The organism is Planococcus chinensis (assembly GCF_020071995.1).
GTDB classification, from domain to species: Bacteria; Bacillota; Bacilli; order Bacillales_A; family Planococcaceae; genus Planococcus; species Planococcus chinensis_A.
In genome coordinates, this window is record NZ_JABWTK010000001.1 from 80,326 (window position 1) to 96,800 (window position 16,475).

General features: G+C 46.7%; 16 protein-coding genes and 1 riboswitch. Of the genes, 7 read left to right on the forward strand and 9 right to left on the reverse strand.

Going from position 1 to position 16,475, the window contains the following annotated elements; genetic code table 11:
• Positions 1-124 precede the first annotated feature (124 nt).
• From HU147_RS00395 to pgeF, 6 genes are all read right to left on the reverse strand, one after another.
• On the reverse strand, positions 125-1,681 hold the full coding sequence (locus tag HU147_RS00395) for a polyamine aminopropyltransferase (protein WP_224074353.1): 1,557 nt from the start codon (positions 1,679-1,681) through the stop codon (positions 125-127).
• A gap of 13 nt (positions 1,682-1,694) precedes the next feature.
• A complete protein-coding gene (locus HU147_RS00400) occupies positions 1,695-2,090 on the reverse strand; it encodes a DUF350 domain-containing protein (protein ID WP_224074354.1) in 396 nt (131 codons plus the stop codon).
• A 23-nt stretch (positions 2,091-2,113) separates the two neighbouring features.
• The gene (locus tag HU147_RS00405; RefSeq protein WP_224074355.1) at positions 2,114-2,665 is read right to left on the reverse strand and encodes a DUF4247 domain-containing protein; all 552 of its coding nucleotides are present in this window, start codon (positions 2,663-2,665) and stop codon (positions 2,114-2,116) included.
• A gap of 60 nt (positions 2,666-2,725) precedes the next feature.
• Positions 2,726-3,397, reverse strand: a complete 672-nt coding sequence (locus HU147_RS00410) for a PspA/IM30 family protein (RefSeq protein ID WP_224074356.1) — start codon at positions 3,395-3,397, stop codon at positions 2,726-2,728.
• 19 nt (positions 3,398-3,416) lie between these two features.
• Positions 3,417-3,932, reverse strand: coding sequence for a DUF4178 domain-containing protein (locus HU147_RS00415; protein ID WP_224074357.1), 516 nt, complete (start codon positions 3,930-3,932; stop codon positions 3,417-3,419).
• A gap of 249 nt (positions 3,933-4,181) precedes the next feature.
• Positions 4,182-4,940 carry a peptidoglycan editing factor PgeF gene (gene pgeF / locus HU147_RS00420; RefSeq protein ID WP_224074358.1) on the reverse strand — a complete coding sequence of 253 codons (759 nt, stop codon included), beginning with the start codon at positions 4,938-4,940 and terminating at the stop codon, positions 4,182-4,184.
• A gap of 287 nt (positions 4,941-5,227) precedes the next feature.
• On the opposite strand from pgeF, the gene HU147_RS00425 reads away from it, so the two are divergent.
• Both HU147_RS00425 and mnmH read left to right on the forward strand, forming a co-directional pair.
• The gene (locus HU147_RS00425; RefSeq protein ID WP_224074359.1) at positions 5,228-5,791 is read left to right on the forward strand and encodes a class I SAM-dependent methyltransferase; all 564 of its coding nucleotides are present in this window, start codon (positions 5,228-5,230) and stop codon (positions 5,789-5,791) included.
• A gap of 181 nt (positions 5,792-5,972) precedes the next feature.
• Positions 5,973-7,037 carry a tRNA 2-selenouridine(34) synthase MnmH gene (gene mnmH, locus HU147_RS00430; RefSeq protein WP_224074360.1) on the forward strand — a complete coding sequence of 355 codons (1,065 nt, stop codon included), beginning with the start codon at positions 5,973-5,975 and terminating at the stop codon, positions 7,035-7,037.
• Positions 7,038-7,104: 67 nt separating this feature from the next.
• Here mnmH and HU147_RS00435 read toward each other — a convergent pair whose 3' ends face one another.
• A complete protein-coding gene (locus tag HU147_RS00435; RefSeq protein WP_224074361.1) occupies positions 7,105-8,058 on the reverse strand; it encodes a DMT family transporter in 954 nt (317 codons plus the stop codon).
• A 205-nt stretch (positions 8,059-8,263) separates the two neighbouring features.
• Between HU147_RS00435 and HU147_RS00440 the strand changes: the two genes are divergently transcribed.
• Both HU147_RS00440 and HU147_RS00445 read left to right on the forward strand, forming a co-directional pair.
• Positions 8,264-8,746, forward strand: coding sequence for an Lrp/AsnC family transcriptional regulator (locus tag HU147_RS00440; RefSeq protein ID WP_224074851.1), 483 nt, complete (start codon positions 8,264-8,266; stop codon positions 8,744-8,746).
• A 15-nt stretch (positions 8,747-8,761) separates the two neighbouring features.
• The gene (locus HU147_RS00445) at positions 8,762-9,148 is read left to right on the forward strand and encodes a MazG nucleotide pyrophosphohydrolase domain-containing protein (RefSeq protein WP_224074362.1); all 387 of its coding nucleotides are present in this window, start codon (positions 8,762-8,764) and stop codon (positions 9,146-9,148) included.
• A gap of 37 nt (positions 9,149-9,185) precedes the next feature.
• On the opposite strand, the gene HU147_RS00450 is transcribed toward HU147_RS00445, so the two are convergent.
• Positions 9,186-11,012, reverse strand: a complete 1,827-nt coding sequence (locus HU147_RS00450) for an APC family permease (RefSeq protein WP_224074363.1) — start codon at positions 11,010-11,012, stop codon at positions 9,186-9,188.
• 213 nt (positions 11,013-11,225) lie between these two features.
• Positions 11,226-11,368, reverse strand: a riboswitch (cyclic di-AMP (ydaO/yuaA leader).
• 131 nt (positions 11,369-11,499) lie between these two features.
• Positions 11,500-12,564 (reverse strand): TRAP transporter substrate-binding protein, encoded by a 1,065-nt coding sequence (locus HU147_RS00455; RefSeq protein ID WP_224074364.1) that lies wholly within the window; start codon positions 12,562-12,564, stop codon positions 11,500-11,502.
• Between the two features lie 129 nt (positions 12,565-12,693).
• On the opposite strand from HU147_RS00455, the gene HU147_RS00460 reads away from it, so the two are divergent.
• The 3 genes from HU147_RS00460 (at position 12,694) to dctP (ending at position 16,397) form a co-directional block, all read left to right on the forward strand.
• The gene (locus HU147_RS00460) at positions 12,694-14,295 is read left to right on the forward strand and encodes an ATP-binding protein (RefSeq protein ID WP_224074365.1); all 1,602 of its coding nucleotides are present in this window, start codon (positions 12,694-12,696) and stop codon (positions 14,293-14,295) included.
• Positions 14,285-14,986 carry a response regulator gene (locus tag HU147_RS00465; protein ID WP_224074366.1) on the forward strand — a complete coding sequence of 234 codons (702 nt, stop codon included), beginning with the start codon at positions 14,285-14,287 and terminating at the stop codon, positions 14,984-14,986. The genes HU147_RS00460 and HU147_RS00465 overlap by 11 nt, the downstream gene beginning before the upstream one ends.
• Positions 14,987-15,098: 112 nt before the next feature.
• Positions 15,099-16,397, forward strand: a complete 1,299-nt coding sequence (gene dctP / locus HU147_RS00470) for a C4-dicarboxylate transporter DctP (protein ID WP_074509033.1) — start codon at positions 15,099-15,101, stop codon at positions 16,395-16,397.
• The last annotated feature ends 78 nt before the right edge of the window (positions 16,398-16,475 follow it).

Here is a 16,475-nt window from a genome sequence, read left to right on the forward strand (position 1 = left end):
GAAAGCGAAGTGGCTGGTCCGGTTGGTTTATATATCGCTATTATATTTTTCTACACTTTGTCTACAGTCTAAGGTGCTGAAATTTTTACGCTTCAGCACCTTTTTAATTTGCTCTGTTTGCTTATTAATAATTCTTCCAGGACTTTTCGTAAATCCCGATCAAATTCGGCCGGATCAGCGAATTGGGCTCCAAAGCGATGATCTTGCCATTGCCGTCTTCGATTACGGCATCTTCGTCTTTTCCAAATGCAGTGAGTGCCGGCAGCAGATCTGTGGTCAGATACTCTGTATCTTCAATGATTTGGAGGCCTTCTGCCTGCACTTTAGAGCGTGATGCCAGCACATAGCCCCAACCGCCGAAACTTGGAATGTCGGCGTGCAGATTTTCCGTCTGAAGACCGGTCGACTGGATTGTCTTATCAATGGTCCAGTACACTTGCGGCGCAAATACCGGGCTCGTTGCCTGGACCATCATGGCACCGTCGGGATGGAGGTGATTGCGGGCAAGTGAGTAAAATTCCGTTGTATACAGTTTGTTGAGTGATTCATTGTTCGGGTCGGGCAAATCGATAATGATGACATCGTAAAAGCCGTCAGCGGTCTCCAGGAAACGGAAAGCATCTTCGTTGACTACGTTGACTTTCGGATGGGAAAGGGAGCCGCCGTTCAGCTCCGTCAACAAATGATTGGTCTGGGCGAGTCCGGTCATTTCTGGATCCAGGTCGATCAAATCGACTTGGCCCAGATTTTCGTACTTCAGCAATTCACGGACCGCCAGCCCGTCGCCGCCTCCCAGAACCAGGACGCGGTCGTGGCGGGCTGCTGCAGCCATCGGGGGATGGACAAGGATTTCATGATAGCGGTGCTCGTCTAGCGAACTGAACTGCAGCTGTCCGTCCAAATACAAGCGGGTATCGTCCTGCTGCTTCGTCAAAATAATTTTCTGGTAAGAGGTCTGCTCGGAAAAAATCACCGGATCTTTGTAGAGTTGCTGCTCAAAATGGAAAGCTGCCTGTTCCCCGAACAAAGCGCCGACGATTAAAATAGCCAGGAAAAAAACGCCGAATGCAGCATGGAGCTTGAACCGCTTTAATTCGTGCTTAAAACGGAAGACAATCCAAAGTGCGACTGCCACGTTGATCAAGGCGACGAGAAAAGACGTTTTCACGAGCCCGAAATAAGGGCGCAGCAAGAACAAAAAGAGCAGTCCGCCGACAAGCCCGCCGGCATAGTCGGAAAACAGCACTTTGGCCGCGCTTTTTTGGAGAGACACACCGATTTCATTTGCTTTTCGGATCAAAATCGGCAGTTCCACACCCGTCAAAGAACCGACAATCAGGATGACGCTGTATAAAAACAGGGAACCTGTGCCGGGCGGCAGGTAAGCGGTAACGCCAAACAGCAGCATCGCCGAAAAACCGCCGATGATGCCGATGGAATATTCAATCCAGATGAACGACGCGATCAAATGGCGCGTCATTTTCTCGCTGATATACGCGCCAATGCCCATGCCGGTTAAAAAAAGAGAGATGGTGAGCGTGTATTGCTTCACACCATCTCCTAAAATGTAGGAACCAAGCGCTCCAAATAATACTTCAAAGATAATGCCGCAGATGGAAACAATCCCGGATGCATAGTAAATCGCCCGGCTTTGCCGGACGGATTCTTGTTCTAATACCATTCAACACACCGCCTTATGTAATCGAGGCGCCGATGACGAACGCCAATCCAACTGAAACGGCGAATGAAATGATGCCTACTGCCGTATTGCGTTCCTTCAACTGAACTTCCACCGAGAAACGGGGAGTCAGCAATTCGAACAGGAAGTAAGCGATGAATTGCAAAAGCAACCCGAACAGCCCCCATACGACGGTTTCTAAAATCGTGTCATTGTGCAGGATGGAAAACGTAAGGATGACACATGTACCGATAATCTTTCCGGCAATCGACAATGCGACAGCCGTATTGTTTCCTTTAATTTCTTCCCAGTCCTTGTACTTTCTTGTCAGTAGTTCAAAAATGACTAGGCCTACGAGTACAACAGCAATTGCTGCGAGGAAATACAAAAAAGTCAGTAAGAATGAATTCACTGGTCAAGCTCCTTTGCTATGATTTATTTCCCGACACCAGGCCCGCCGCCGCGGAATACGGAACCTCGGCCTGTGCTGGTTGATGGAATGGAACTGTATCCGCCGCCGCCTGAATAGCATCCGCCGCGTGCACAGCGGGTCGCCTGCGACTGGCTCCAGCCGGATCCAAACCGGTTGCTTAAGAAGGAGCCGAAAAACATTCCGGTGAAAAAGCCGGGATTGTAATGCGTCCGGACAAATTCTTCATCCGCCACTTCGACAAGCGTTGAGCCCGGGTTGTCCGGGTCTTCTGTCAAAATGATGAAATCATCATTATAGACCATGACCTGACGGCCTTCGACTTCCTCTCCGACCTGTTCAGGTTCCTGAACTTCACTTAGCTCTGCGACAGTGCCCGCCAAGTCTTTATCGGAACGGTACATCATGGCGCGGCTGTTTGAGCCGCCTTCACTTTGCACGGCATTTACAAAAGTATAATTGTTTTCTACATAATCCTCTGCCTGCGAGAGGCTGCCGCATGCCGACAGGAAAAGCACCACAGCCACCAGGCCTGTTAGCCATCGTTTTTTTGTCATAAGATGAACACTCCAACTGAACGGAAACGGTCTGCCCGCAGAAGAGCAGACCGCAGTTCATTATTCTTTTCCAAGCTGTTTTTTAAGGGCCGCCAGTTCCGTATCGACGGCGCTGCCTTTTTTAAGCGCTTCAAATTCATCATCGAGGCTGCGCGATCCTGTGCGCATGTCTTCTGATGTTTCAGCTTCAGCTTCCAAATGCATGACTTTTTCTTCCATTCGTTCAAAGCCCTGGCGCGATTCGTCGCTGCCGACAGAGCTCATCGTCCGGTTGATTTTGGTGCGCGTTTTGGCCGATTCAGCACGGGCTTTCAACGAATCTTTCTTGATCTGCATTTGTTCGTATTCCCGCTTCATTTCTGCCAATTTTTCGCGCAGCACAGAGGAATCGCTCGCTGCCCGTTCGTGGGCTTCTTTCATGGAATTCGCCTGAACGACATGGTTCTGCTTGTCTTCGAGCGCACGGCGGGCCAAGTCCTCGTTCCCGGCTTCAATCGCTTCCACAGCCTGCTGCTGACGCTTTTCAACCATGCTGCTGGCATCATCGTATTTCTTTTTCAAAATCTTTTCATTAGCCAGTTGTTTGGCGACAGCCGTCTCGGCTTCCCGGATGTCCAGTGCCATATCCCGCATAAACTGATCGAGCATTTTTACTGGATCTTCCGCTTTATCAAGTGCCGCATTCAGCTCGGATTCTACATAGGTTTGTACACGCTTAAAAAATTGAAACATATTCTCTCCTCCAATTTCGTTAACTTCCTGCTAAAATGGTGACTTCGTATTCTTCAATTTCATACCCCTTGCTGACTTCCACTTCGCTGCCCCAAACTTCCACGGATAAATACGATTCTCCCGCTTCATCGAGGTATTCATAATAGGCCATTTCAGCCCCGTTCACATTTTCGCTGCGGCCGAATGAAGTGACGTAGGCGCGTCCTTGTTCTTCAAGAAAATACGTTTTTCCGTCGTAGCTGATTTCCTTTTTGCCGGGTTCTAGCCCGGCTATCCGGATTTTTTCGTAGACGCCGACTTCGAGCTCGTCATCCATCTCCACACTAAGCCAGATATTCTTTCCGGCAGCTGCCAATTGATAGGCATCCCATGTGTAGCCGCTGTCGTTGTAATGGATTTTTCCGACCACTTCGTAGTCCATCAGGTCATACGTTACAAAATCTTTTACTTGCAGATTGCGCAATGTCCGTTTTTCAACGGCCGGCGCTTTTTTGCCTTTATCTGTTCCGGAAAATAATCGGCTGAAAAACCCCATCTTCTCACCTCTTTTAAAAAATACGAGCTCATTGCGAAGAAGTTTCATTTTTTAGAATATAACAGATTCTTACAGTTAATTAAAGCTGAAAATCCCTTTTCGCTAGCGTAAGGAAAGCGGATTCAATTTCGTTTTTGTTTACCCCATCTTATAAGACACTAAGCCTGTATCCGATTGGCACCAAAGAAAAAAGCAAAAGCCGAACTCCGTGAACCGGAGTTAGCTTTTGCTTGCAGCTCGCCAATTTCGTTATTTTTTTACAATGAAACTCAAATGCCGGCCGCTTTTCTTGTCCTGGCGGTAGGAAAAACCATCGGGGCTTTCAAATGTACAGGTGCGGTCGATATGGATCTGCTCCGGCGGGATGCCGGCGAGTTCGCATTGCTTTTTGACGGTCAGCTGGTTGTCGATATGGTATTTGCCGCTGGCTTCGTTGAAATACATGAAGTCGTCCGCATAGCCCAGGTTCTTGAATTTCAAATAGACGTCTTCGTCCACTTCAAATTTCTCCTGGCTGAGAGCGGCACCGAGCTGGACGTGAAAGTCTTCCGGACGGCAGTGTTCTTCCTGTATTAAATGTGCGAACAGCTTTAACGTGATTTCTTTAACCGTTCCTTGCCAGCCGGAATGGACCACTCCGGCAAGCCCCTTTTCTTCATGGTAAAACATTACCGGCACACAATCGGCGGAAAAGCTTGCCAATAACAAATCCTGCTCATCTGTATACAAGGCATCGGTATCCGCAATGGCCGTGTCCTGCCGCTCAGCTCCGCGCCCTTTGTCAGCCGCTGTTGCACGGTGGAAATTTGCGCTGTGTGTTTGATGGGCACAAACAAAGTCTTTCAGATCAAGGCGCAGGGAAGCCGCCAATTTTTTACGGTTTTCCACAATGTGCTGCGGGTTTTCGCAAACATGGAGCGCCATATTATTCACTTCGAATTCGGCCGGATCTTGGAGCGTCATGCCAGCCGTAAATTTCTCATTGTCAAAATAAATTTTTGTGTTCATCTAATCACCATCCTTGTTTCTATCATACCGTTTTCATGTGGGTGAGGAAGGTTCCGGAAAGGGATTCTAAAAACTTGAACCGTTGTGGTCAGTTTTTTAACAGCTTCCCCAACTTAAGGCCTAAGGAATAGATTGACCCGTTTTTTTCAAGGGTATATGATAAAAATAACATTTTACGAATTTTTGAAAAAGGATAAAGACAGGCAGTGAAGCGGCTATAGTTTAAATGTGTTCTATAGGAACGAGTTTGTTTGCAGCCAGACCATTGAAAAACAGGGGGCCAAAAAATGACTACGAAAGAATACGTGAAAAATCTGATCAAAGATCCGAACATTGCTTCGATTACACCGACTTCCAAGGCAGGCGTGCAGAAAGTGTGCGGGAAAATGGACCTCAGCAAGAAAGTGGTCATCATCGAATACGGACCGGCTACCGGCGTGTTCACCGATTACTTGCTTGAACACATAACTGCGGATTCCATGGTCATTGCCATTGAACAGAACGAAAATTTTGTGGACTACTTAACTAAAAATACAAGGGACGAACGCTTAAAAGTTCACCATGACAGCGCAGAAAATGTACATAACATCGTCAAGCAGTACGGGATCGGTAAAGTGGATTACGTCATATCCGGCATTCCGTTTTCGTTGATGGATGAAGAAACTCGGGAAGACATCGTAAAAAGGACCAGCCACGTACTAAAGCCGGGCGGAAAATTTTTGCCGTACCAGACTTTTTTCCAGAAAGACGAGCATCTGATGGTTCATTTGCAGGATTACTTTTCCGAAGCGCACGATCAATACCTCCTACGCAACCTCCCGCCGATGCGGCTTTATGAGGCGATAAAATAAGGCCAGGTTCGAAAAGGCATGACTGCGGCAACAGTCTGCCTTTTTTATTTGCCCGATCAGGATGGAGGTTTGAGGCGCGAAAGCTTCAAAGTAAAATCAATGGGTGTATACTTAAAAGGCAAACTTGAAAAAATTAGGACAAACGACAAAGCTCTTTGAAGAGCTTTTTGGAGGAAAAAAGATGTATAGCAATATAAATGTAGAACAATTGATACCAGTTATTGAAAATGGGACCAAGACGCTCATTGATGTCCGGTCGCCCTCTGAATATAAGAATTTTTCCATTCCGGGAAGCATCAATATTCCTTTTTTTGATGATGCGGAACGCGCTGAAGTGGGAACGCTGTATAAACAAGTCAGCATAGACGCGGCAAAAGAGCGCGGTTTGGAAATCATCTCAGCAAAATTGCCGGAATTTATCCGTTCCTTTAAAAAAATTGAAGGAGACAAAGTGGTATTTTGCTGGCGCGGCGGCATGCGCAGCAAGACAACTGCGACGCTCCTGAGCTTGATGAACATCCACGTCAGCCGCCTGGAAGAAGGCATCCGTGCATACCGGAAATGGGTCGTGGCCGAGTTGGAAGTCATGCAAGCACCTGAAAAAGCTTTTGTGTTAAACGGCTATACCGGGGCAGGAAAAACTCGAATCCTGAAGGCATTGGAGAAAGAAGGCTATCCGGTGATTGATTTTGAAGGGATGGCCAACCACAAAGGATCGATTTTCGGCCAGATCGGCCTGGAGCCGCATAACCAAAAAGTGTTTGATTCGTTGCTGGTCCACCAGTTGAGAGCGCTGAAAGATGCCCCTTACGTATTATTCGAAGCGGAAAGCCACCGCATCGGCAAAGTGGTGATTCCACCGTTTTTGTTCGATTTGAAAAACAGCAGCCAGCAGTTGATCGTCGACATGCCGATGGAAGAGCGGGTCAAGGAAATCCTGTTGGATTACCGGCCAACCGAACACCAAAGCGAATGCATGGAAGCTTTCCAATTGATCAAGTCGCGCATCCATGTGCCGGTCGCTAAACAGATTGAAGAAGATTTGGAATCCGGCGATTTCGCTTCGGCCATCCAATTGCTGCTGGAGCATTATTACGATTCCCGCTACAAGCATACCGGCCTTCAGTATCCGGATTCGCAGAAACAGTTTTTGCCTGTCGGCAATATCGAAGAAGCCATCCAGTCTGTAAAAGACAACCTTCCGCAGTTGAGCGGAAAAAACAAGCAAATGCAGCCAAGCAAATAAAACTTTCTTTGCGGCCCCTTGCTTCTAATAAATGGTGGGGGAATACTATTGCTCCTGCATCGCTGCGCTAGCTTCGTCGCAAAGGAGTTGTCCCAAATTCACTTTGGGACAACTCCTTTATTGCGTCTTGAGAACGTGTAGCGGACGGTTTTACCGTGCCGAAATAGCTGAAGAGGAAACATCCGCCAATCACCACAGCGCTGCCCAGCAACTGGGCTCCCGTCATTTGTTCGCCGAGAATGAAAAATGCTAAAACGGCGGTGAAGACCGGATTGAAGTTCAGGAACAAGCCGGACGTCGTAGCACCCAATTTTTTGACGCCGATATTCCACAGCACAAAGCAGACAACGGTCGAAATGACGCCGGTGTACAAAATTGAGGAGACGAAAGAAGCATTGATATCCGTTACCGTAAAGTCCGTTAGATTAAACGGCAGCAGGACCAGGACGCCGAAAATGCCCGAATACAAAGTGGCCATTGCCGGAGAAGTGGAAGCCATCGCCCATTTGCTGCAGACCGAATAAATGCCCCAGATGGCAACGGCTGCAAGCATATACAAATCGCCTCTATTGAACTGCATCGTAAACAGGAGCGCCGTGTTTCCTTTTGTCAGAACCAAAATGACGCCAAACAGCGATAAGCCCATTGCGGCAGCTTGAAGTGGCCGGATTTTTTCTTTCAACAAAAAAGCTGAAAAAACAGCAATGGAAATCGCGTTTAACGTGGAAATCAAACCGATATTGGTGGCTGACGTATTTTCCAGTGCAAAAAACTGCAGGATATTAAACAGCGCGACTCCTGTAATTCCCATGAAAATTAGCGGTACAATCGCTTTTCGCGGCGGCAGGATCTTTTTTTCTGTCATCCAGACGAAGGGAATCAGGCAAAGGACCGCAATCATCCAGCGCAGGCTGGTCAAAGTCATAGGAGACGCATGGCCCACCAGCCATTTGCCGACCACGAAATTGCCTGCCCATAAAAAGCTGGTAAGCAGCAATAATAAATAATAAAAATAACGCATGGGCAACTTCCTTTCAGCCTTTGAGGGGAAAAACGGTTAATTGATATAAAACATTTTATCATTTTAACGTTCGATGCTGATTATTATTCTGTTATATAAGATAAATTCGAAATTTATTAAAATAAAATAATATGTTATCTTTAATTTATTCATTTTTTAATCTAAAAATTTGGGCTCTGCAAAAAGAATGAAAGGAAGGAAAGCGATGGAATCGATTGTCCGCAAAGTGCTCGACCCAATAGATGTCGAGATTCTGGATATTTTGCAAAAGCAGGCAGACATGAACAATACAGAAATTGCGAAACGGGTGAATTTATCGTCTCCTGCTGTTCACGCCCGGATCAAGCGGCTGGAGAGTGAAGGATACATTAGCCGGCAAGTCGCCATACTGAATCAGGAAAAGCTTGGCTTCGATTTACTGTGTTTTATTTTCATCAGCACAAATCTTCATCAGGCGGAAGAACTGAACACATTGGAAAATGCCTTGCTGGAAATGGCGGAAGTGCTGGAATGCCAGTGCATCACGGGAGAGTACGATTATTTGCTGAAAGTCGCAAACCGGAACCGAAGTGACTTGCAGGCGTTCATCCGGAAGTTGAATGAGCTGGGCATCAACAAGATCCAAACCAACTTGGCGCTTCGGGAAGTCAAGTATTCAACAGTCTTGCCAATAAAAGAAACTGATTGAAGGAGGAGGGAGAAGATGAAAGAAGCACAGGCATTTGCGAAGCAGTACCAAAAAGAAATGGGCTGGAGCATTGAAGACGGCGATTTTGAAAAAAACCGGGCTTCGCTTCTAAACAATTACATGCTGTTGACGACAGAAGTGGCTGAAATCGCGGAAGAATTGCGAAAAGCGTTTAACCTGACTTATAAATATGTGCAGAATGGCATGGATGAAGAAGAAGCGTTCCAATTGGCGTCGGAAACCGTAAAAGAAGATATCGGCAAAGAAATGGCCGATTGCCTTGCTTACATCATGAAGTTTGCGAATTTCTTTGACATCGATTTGGAAGAAAGTTTCTATGGCAAGATGGAAGAAGTCAAAAATCGGCAAAATAAAGATGCCTCAGCCAAAACTACTTCATAAAAAAGCAAAGCCCGCTTTATTTGCGGACTTTGCTTTTTTATTTTTTCAAGTGAAAAGGCACTGTGATGACGATCAAGTTTTTCCGGAGCAGCAAAGCGGCTCGGATGAGAAATCCCGACTGATTATGGAGGATATTCTGCCACCCTCTTTTAGGAATAAATTGAGGGATGACCACAGTCACCCGGTAATGCAGTTCGTTGGCTTTGTGCTCGACTGTATCGATAAACTTCATCAGCGGATGAATCACGCTCCGGTAAGGCGAATACAGCGTCGCGAGCCGGACATCGGGCTGCCACTGTTTCCACTTGGCTTCAAATTTCTTTTCATCTTCTTTATCGAAGGCGATGTAAACAGCGATAATCTGATCTACTTTCAATGAACGGGCATAATCGATGGAAGTCTGCACGACTTGTGTGATGCCGGCCACCGGAATGATCATGACATTCCCTTCAACCGCTACTGCTCGGGCCCGGTCCGAAATCCGCAGCTGTTCCGCCACCGCCAGGTAATGGCTCTTGATCCGGTAAAAAACATACAGGATGATCGGAAGGAAAACAAGGACCGGCCATACTTGCGTGAATTTCGTCAGGAAAAAGATGATGGTGACGGTAAAGCAGATCAAAGCCCCAGCTGAGTTGATGGCAAACTTCAGTTCCCAGCCTTTCGGTTTTTCGCGGATCCACTTCATCATCATTCCGGTCTGGGACAATGTGAACGGGATGAAAACCCCGACGGCATAGAGCGGAATCAGTTGTTCTGTATGTCCGCCGAATGCCACAATCAGCAGGATGGAAGCCAGCCCCAGAATCAGAATCCCATTTGAGTAGCCCAGCCGGTCGCCGCGCACCGTAAACATTCTTGGGATGAATTTATCGGTCGCCAAATTGACTGCCAGTAAGGGAAACGCAGAATAGCCGGTATTGGCTGCCAAAATCAAAATCAAGGCGGTTGTCCCTTGAACGAAAAAGTACAGGAAGTTGCGGCCGAATGTCTCTTCGGCAATTTGGGAAACTACGGTCACTTCCGCAAGCGGCGAAATGCCGTAGTAATAAGCAAGAAAAACAATTCCTGAAAACAGCAGCCCCAATAGAATTCCCATGGCTGTCAAGGTTTTGGCGGCATTGACAGGAGCGGGATCTTTAAAGTTGGGAATGGCATTGGAAATCGCTTCGACTCCTGTCAGTGCGGAGCTGCCTGAGGCAAATGCGCGCAGCAGGATAAACAAACTGATGCCCGCGACAGGCGCGCCAAGCTGTGGGTGCAGATCAGCAGGCACCGTGCCGGTCAGGATCTGATAAATGCCGACGCCGATCAAGACAAAAAGCGCCAGGACAAATAAATAAACCGGGTATGCCAAAATCGAAGCCGATTCTGTTACGCCCCTTAAATTCAAGAGCGTAAGAAACACCACAAACGCCACAGCTATTGCGACATTATGGCCATGCAACCCTGGAAAAGCAGAAGTGAGCGCATCCGTTCCGGCCGAGACGCTAACGGAAACGGTCAATATATAATCGACCAGCAAAGAACCGCCGGCAATCAGGCCGGGATTGGTGCCTAAATTTTCTTTCGACACAATATATGCTCCGCCGCCGTGAGGGTAGGCGAAAATAATTTGCCGGTACGACAAAATCAGCACCGACAACAGCACCAACACGGCACAGGCGATCGGAATCGAGTACCAAAACGCTGTGGCACTGACAGTGATTAAAACAATCAGGATTTGCTCCGGCCCATAAGCTACAGAAGAAAGCGCATCGGAAGAGAGAATTGCCAAGGCTTTCTTTTTATTGAGTTTTTGTTCGCCCAGCATGTTGGATTTTAACGGCCGTCCAATAAAGAATCGTTTGATTGCAGAGACCATGATGTACACCTTCCGTTTTTTAGTATGTGGCTGTAACTAGTTTTTCTGCTGGTTTATCGTGTTAGTGGCGTCATTCTAATTTTTCTCATCCCGGCTCTCCTGCGATGTTTGAACGGTTCCTCTTGCTAAAAGCAGGCATAACAAAAAGACCTGCATTTTTTCGGAATTTTTTTTGCGCTGTGCAAAAAAGCATCCCGAATAAAGGGGTCCTTGGACCTCCTTCGCTTTAGCCGACGAAGTTAGCTGACGGGCAGGATGGCGAAAGAGTTGCTCTCATCCCTTCTGCAAAACCGCAGAATTAGCCCCAATAAATTGGTTCCTCCGTTCCTTTTTCAAGGATTAGGCCGAGGTATTTAGTTCTCGATGAACGTTATTCTACTCCGCTTTTTTAAAAAGTCAATATTAATATATTGAGAGAAATAAAGAGCGGGAAATTGTAAAAAGGACCTGCTTGGAAGCAGGTCCTTTCCTGTACAGCTGGCAAAAATTAATCTTCATAAGTGTAGCGCTTTTTTAATTCTTGCAGTTCCTCCATTAATTCCTGGCCAATTATTTCTTCGTATTCTTCGTATAACGGTTTGAGTCGTTCCATCCACTGCCGCTGCTCCGCTTGGGACAATTCGTGGATTTCGATGGAAGAATTTTCTTTGATAAGAGCGAGTTGCTCTTCGTTCAGCTTTTGTGCATTTTCATCGTTCCAAGCGGTGGTTTCTTCCATCGCTTCCAGCAGGATTTGCTGGGTATTGTTGGATTGCCGGTCCCAAACATCCTGGTTCATCATGACGGCATATCCCAAATATCCGTGGTTGGTGATTGTCATATGCTTTTGAACAGTATAGAATTTCCTCGAGTAGATATTGGAAATGGTGTTTTCTTCACCGTCTACTTTTCCTTCTTCAATCAATTTAAATGTAGAGTTAAACGATTCCTGCTGCGCAATCGCACCCAGCATGCCGAACTGTGCCTGAATGATTTTGCTCTGCATAATCCGGAAATTCTGGCCCGCCAGGTCTTCCGGGCTGATCACAGGACCTTTATTGGTCGTAATCTGTTTAAAGCCGTTAGGCCAGTGCGCAAGCCCTTTAATCCCTTCTTTCTGCAGCGACTGCAGCAGCTTTTCGCCAATCGGACCGTGTACGCCTTCCGTAATTGCGTCATATTCTGAAAAAGCGAAGGGAAGATCCAGCACGCCCCACTCTGGAGAAAGCATATCGAGTTTTGAAGTAGAAGGAGCAATCATATGAACCTGTTCATCTTTTAACGCATTGATTTCTTCAATATCGGAATATAAACTGCCGTTAGGGAAGACTACAATCTGAATGGTGCCATTGGATTTTTCATCAACAAGTTCGGCGAATTTGGCTGCCGCCTGTCCTTTAGGGGTATTCTCGGCAACTACATGGCTAAACTTGAAAATGAGCTGGCCGTTTAAGCCCTCCTGGTCGTCATCGTAAGGCGGTTCTGCTTGAGGGAATAAGTTTTGATAGCCCAGGTAAACCACAAGCACAATGCTGATGCTCAAAAAGAGCACAGCAATTGAGGATTTCTTCATAGCGGACCTCCTTGTAGAAACTTCAATCAGCAGAGGCTGCAACCCTTACTGTTCGTTATAGTTAAGAAAAATCTTTACTGTAAGCATAATCACCAGCCCTTCATTCGTAAAGGGAAAGGAGCACAAAAGATGAAACAGTTGCCGATCCGCTGGAAAATAATGATTCTGTCATATGCCGTCGTCATTTTCTCCCTGCTGATTGGCGGCATTGTAATCGTTGCAAATATCCAGCAAACCGAAGAAAGAGATTTGAGGCTCCGGTCGATGAACACCGCACGGACCGTTGCGGAATTGTCCGATATAAAAAGCGCTGTTCAGCAGCCCGGGGGATGGAAAACAGTGGATCCGGTGGTTGATGAAATCCGGATCATAAACGAAAGTAATTATATCGTCGTCATGAATATGGATAAAGTCCGTTTTTCCCATCCCGTGAAAGAAAAGATCGGAACCCTTTCCGCAGGGGCAGATGAAGATCCGGCATTTGCTGAGCATATATATTTTTCAAAAGCGAAAGGGGAAATCGGCACCGTCATCCGCGCTTTTGTGCCGATCAAAGACGCTGACTTGAATCAGATTGGCGTCGTCGTCGTAGGAAACAAAATTCCAGGCGTCTTCGATATTATGGCAGGGTTATCAAAGGAGATCGGGTTGATTGTCTTATTGACGCTGCTGTTTGGGCTAGCGGGTTCGTTTCTGTTGGCGAACCACATCAAAAGGCAGATGTTTCAGCTGGAGCCCTTCGAAATCAAACGGATGCATGAAGAACGGACCGCTACTTTTCATGCAATGAATGAAGGGGTCATCGCGATAGACAACAATGAAATCATTACGATTTTCAATGAAAAAGCTAAGAAGGTTTTCAAAGTGAAAGGATCGTTCGTTGGCCAGCCGATCCGTGCCGTTCTAAGCGACACACGCTTGCCTGAAATTGTTGAAACAAACGAAGCCGTGTACAATGAAGAAATCAAAGTAAGCGGGAAAGTGATTGTCAGCACGCGCATCCCGATCCGGAAAGACGAGGAACTGATCGGAGCGGTGGCGATTTTCCAGGATCGCACGGAAGCGGCAAAACTGGCAGAAGAACTGACCGGCGTAAAAAATTTCGTAGAAGCCTTGCGGGTCCAAAGCCACGAGCATATGAACAAGCTGCACACCATAGCGGGCCTCATTCAACTGGGCAAGCCTGAAAAAGCGCTGCAGCTTGCCCATAATTCAGCGGAAGAACAAGAAAATGTCACCAACTTCCTGAACGACAAAATCAACAATGATGCAGTCGCAGGCCTTCTTTTAAGCAAAATCAAACGAGGGAAAGAACTTGGCATTGAGATGGAAGTTGATCCGAACAGCCATTTTGCCGCATTTCCAAACGAGTTGGACCAGCATGACTTTGTCCTGCTGCTCGGCAATTTGATTGAAAATGCGTTTGGCTCATTTGAAGGGATGGAAATTGACCCGAAACGGATCGATGTCAGCATCGAGCAGTCAGAAGGGATGTGTGCGATTCTTGTAGAAGACAACGGTTCGGGGATTCGGCCGGAACACTTGCCTAAGCTCTACGAAAAAGGATTCACCGCCAATAAAGCGGAGGGCACCGGGTACGGCCTGTACTTGGTGAAACAGATTGTCGACAAAGGAAGAGGGGAAATTCAGGTGTTATCTCAACCGGATGAGGGAACTTCTTTCCTCATTACTTTCCCGATGGACGAGGAGGACGAAGCATATGCCGGTTAACAACGGAGTGATGGTTTTATTGATAGAAGACGATCCGATGGTACGGGAAGTCAACAAGGAATTCATCGAAAGCGTCGAAGGGTTCCGTGTGGCAGCAGTCGCAGGAAACGGCGAAGAAGGACTCGCGCTGATCAAAGAACTGAACCCGGATTTAGTGATTTTGGATGTCTTCATGCCGAAAAAAGACGGCATTAAAACTTTGCAGGAAATCCGAAAGCAGAAGCTGGAAGTCGACGTTATTGTGGTTTCGGCGGCCAAAGACAGCGAAACGGTTAAATTGATGCTGCAAAACGGTGCAGTGGATTATATCATGAAACCCTTTAAGCTTCACCGGATTCAGCAAGCGCTGGAAAAATACCGGAATTATCGCATAAGCTTGGCCGGTTCGGAAACAGTGTCACAGGAACAGCTGGATTCACTGCTGTACTCGGAACAAGCCAAGAAAAAGGACGAAGCTTATTTGCCCAAAGGTTTGAATGAATTTACATTGAACGAAATTACAGCTACGATCCAGTCGCAGGAAGTACCGCGCTCGGCTGAAGAAGTGGCGGGAGCCATCGGAATCGCGCGGGTAACGGCACGCCGTTATTTGGATTACTTGGAGAAAAACGGCGTCATCCGTCTGGACTTGCAGTACGGAGGAGTCGGCCGGCCGGTAAACCGCTACGTTTACAATAAAGAAAAAAGTTAAGACCAAAATGACCAAAACATCCATTATGACCATAAGCTATTCCTCTTTTAGTGAAAGCGTTATCATTTGAAGAAATCCAAATGACTAACTATTCACACAAGGAGGAGAACAAATGAAAAAGCGAATTTATAAAAATCTAACCTTTCAGGTTTTAGCTGCTATCGTATTGGGTGTGCTTCTTGGCTTGATTTGGCCGAATATCGGAAAAGAAATGAAGCCGGTCGGCGACACGTTCATCAACGCTGTCAAAATGGTCATCGCACCGATTATTTTCTTGACGATTGTGCTGGGAATTGCAAAAATGGGGGACATGAAAAAAGTAGGGAAAGTCGGAGGAAAGGCTTTTATCTATTTTGAAGTAGTGACCACACTGGCATTGGTTATCGGTTTGATCGTTGTCAATATCGTTAAACCGGGAGCGGGGCTGGATTTCAGTGAACTGGAAAAAGGCGATGTGTCTCAGTACACGGAAAACGGAGGACAAGGAATCAACTGGATTGAATTCGTAACGCATATTGTTCCTTCAAATATGGTGGATGCTTTTGCAAAAGGTGACATTCTGCAAGTCTTGTTCTTCTCTGTATTATTCGGAGTAGCACTGGCTTCTCTTGGGAAAAAGGGAGAGCCAATCATCGACTTTTTAGATCGGGTTTCCTTGGTGTTCTTTAAAATCATCGGCTATGTCATGAAAGCAGCTCCTATCGGGGCATTTGCAGCAATGGCGTACACAATCGGCCATTTCGGTTTAACTTCACTGGTGCCGTTGGCCAAATTGATGTTCTCGGTTTACACGACCATGTTCATCTTCATCTTTGTAGTGCTGAACATCATCTGTAAAATGAACGGCTTTAGCCTTTGGAATTACTTGAAATTCATTAAAGACGAAATCCTGATTGTGCTCGGCACAAGTTCTTCCGAATCGGTATTGCCGCGGATGATGGACAAAATGGAGCGCTACGGAGCTTCAAAATCAGTTGTCGGCCTGGTGATTCCGACAGGCTACTCGTTCAACTTGGACGGTACATCGATTTATCTTTCCATGGCTGTTGTGTTTCTTGCGCAAGTATTCGGGGTGGACTTGTCGATTGGCCAGCAAATCACCATCATTTTGGTACTGATGCTGACGTCAAAAGGGGCTGCAGGAGTTACAGGAAGCGGCTTTATCGTCCTCGCTTCGACGCTCGCTGCCCTTCAGGTAATTCCGCTTGAAGGATTGGCCTTGCTGCTTGGCGTCGACCGCTTCATGAGTGAAGGGCGTGCGATTGTCAACTTGATCGGGAACGGAATCGCCACAATCGTTGTCGCGAAAAGCGTAGGCGAGTTTGACGAAACCAAACGCGAAGAAGCCTTCACAGAAATGGTTAAACTGAAAAAACTCGGAAGAGCGCCTATCGCAAATCCGGAGAATTAAATTAAGGATTGAAAACCTGTATGGGCAAATCTCATACAGGTTTTTTCTATGCGGCAAAACGGACAGGCATGGTAGGAT

What these genes read in the sequence shown, in the direction of transcription:
- HU147_RS00395 (WP_224074353.1), bottom strand. Translation starts at nt 1,681, where the DNA reads ATGGTATTAGAACAAGAATCCGTCCGGCAAAGCCGGGCGATTTACTAT.
- HU147_RS00405 (WP_224074355.1), bottom strand. Translation starts at nt 2,665, where the DNA reads ATGACAAAAAAACGATGGCTAACAGGCCTGGTGGCTGTGGTGCTTTTC.
- HU147_RS00410 (WP_224074356.1), bottom strand. Translation starts at nt 3,397, where the DNA reads ATGTTTCAATTTTTTAAGCGTGTACAAACCTATGTAGAATCCGAGCTG.
- HU147_RS00415 (WP_224074357.1), bottom strand. Translation starts at nt 3,932, where the DNA reads ATGGGGTTTTTCAGCCGATTATTTTCCGGAACAGATAAAGGCAAAAAA.
- pgeF (WP_224074358.1), bottom strand. Translation starts at nt 4,940, where the DNA reads ATGAACACAAAAATTTATTTTGACAATGAGAAATTTACGGCTGGCATG.
- HU147_RS00425 (WP_224074359.1), top strand. Translation starts at nt 5,228, where the DNA reads ATGACTACGAAAGAATACGTGAAAAATCTGATCAAAGATCCGAACATT.
- mnmH (WP_224074360.1), top strand. Translation starts at nt 5,973, where the DNA reads ATGTATAGCAATATAAATGTAGAACAATTGATACCAGTTATTGAAAAT.
- HU147_RS00435 (WP_224074361.1), bottom strand. Translation starts at nt 8,058, where the DNA reads ATGCGTTATTTTTATTATTTATTATTGCTGCTTACCAGCTTTTTATGG.
- HU147_RS00440 (WP_224074851.1), top strand. Translation starts at nt 8,264, where the DNA reads ATGGAATCGATTGTCCGCAAAGTGCTCGACCCAATAGATGTCGAGATT.
- HU147_RS00445 (WP_224074362.1), top strand. Translation starts at nt 8,762, where the DNA reads ATGAAAGAAGCACAGGCATTTGCGAAGCAGTACCAAAAAGAAATGGGC.
- HU147_RS00450 (WP_224074363.1), bottom strand. Translation starts at nt 11,012, where the DNA reads ATGGTCTCTGCAATCAAACGATTCTTTATTGGACGGCCGTTAAAATCC.
- HU147_RS00455 (WP_224074364.1), bottom strand. Translation starts at nt 12,564, where the DNA reads ATGAAGAAATCCTCAATTGCTGTGCTCTTTTTGAGCATCAGCATTGTG.
- HU147_RS00460 (WP_224074365.1), top strand. Translation starts at nt 12,694, where the DNA reads ATGAAACAGTTGCCGATCCGCTGGAAAATAATGATTCTGTCATATGCC.
- HU147_RS00465 (WP_224074366.1), top strand. Translation starts at nt 14,285, where the DNA reads ATGCCGGTTAACAACGGAGTGATGGTTTTATTGATAGAAGACGATCCG.
- dctP (WP_074509033.1), top strand. Translation starts at nt 15,099, where the DNA reads ATGAAAAAGCGAATTTATAAAAATCTAACCTTTCAGGTTTTAGCTGCT.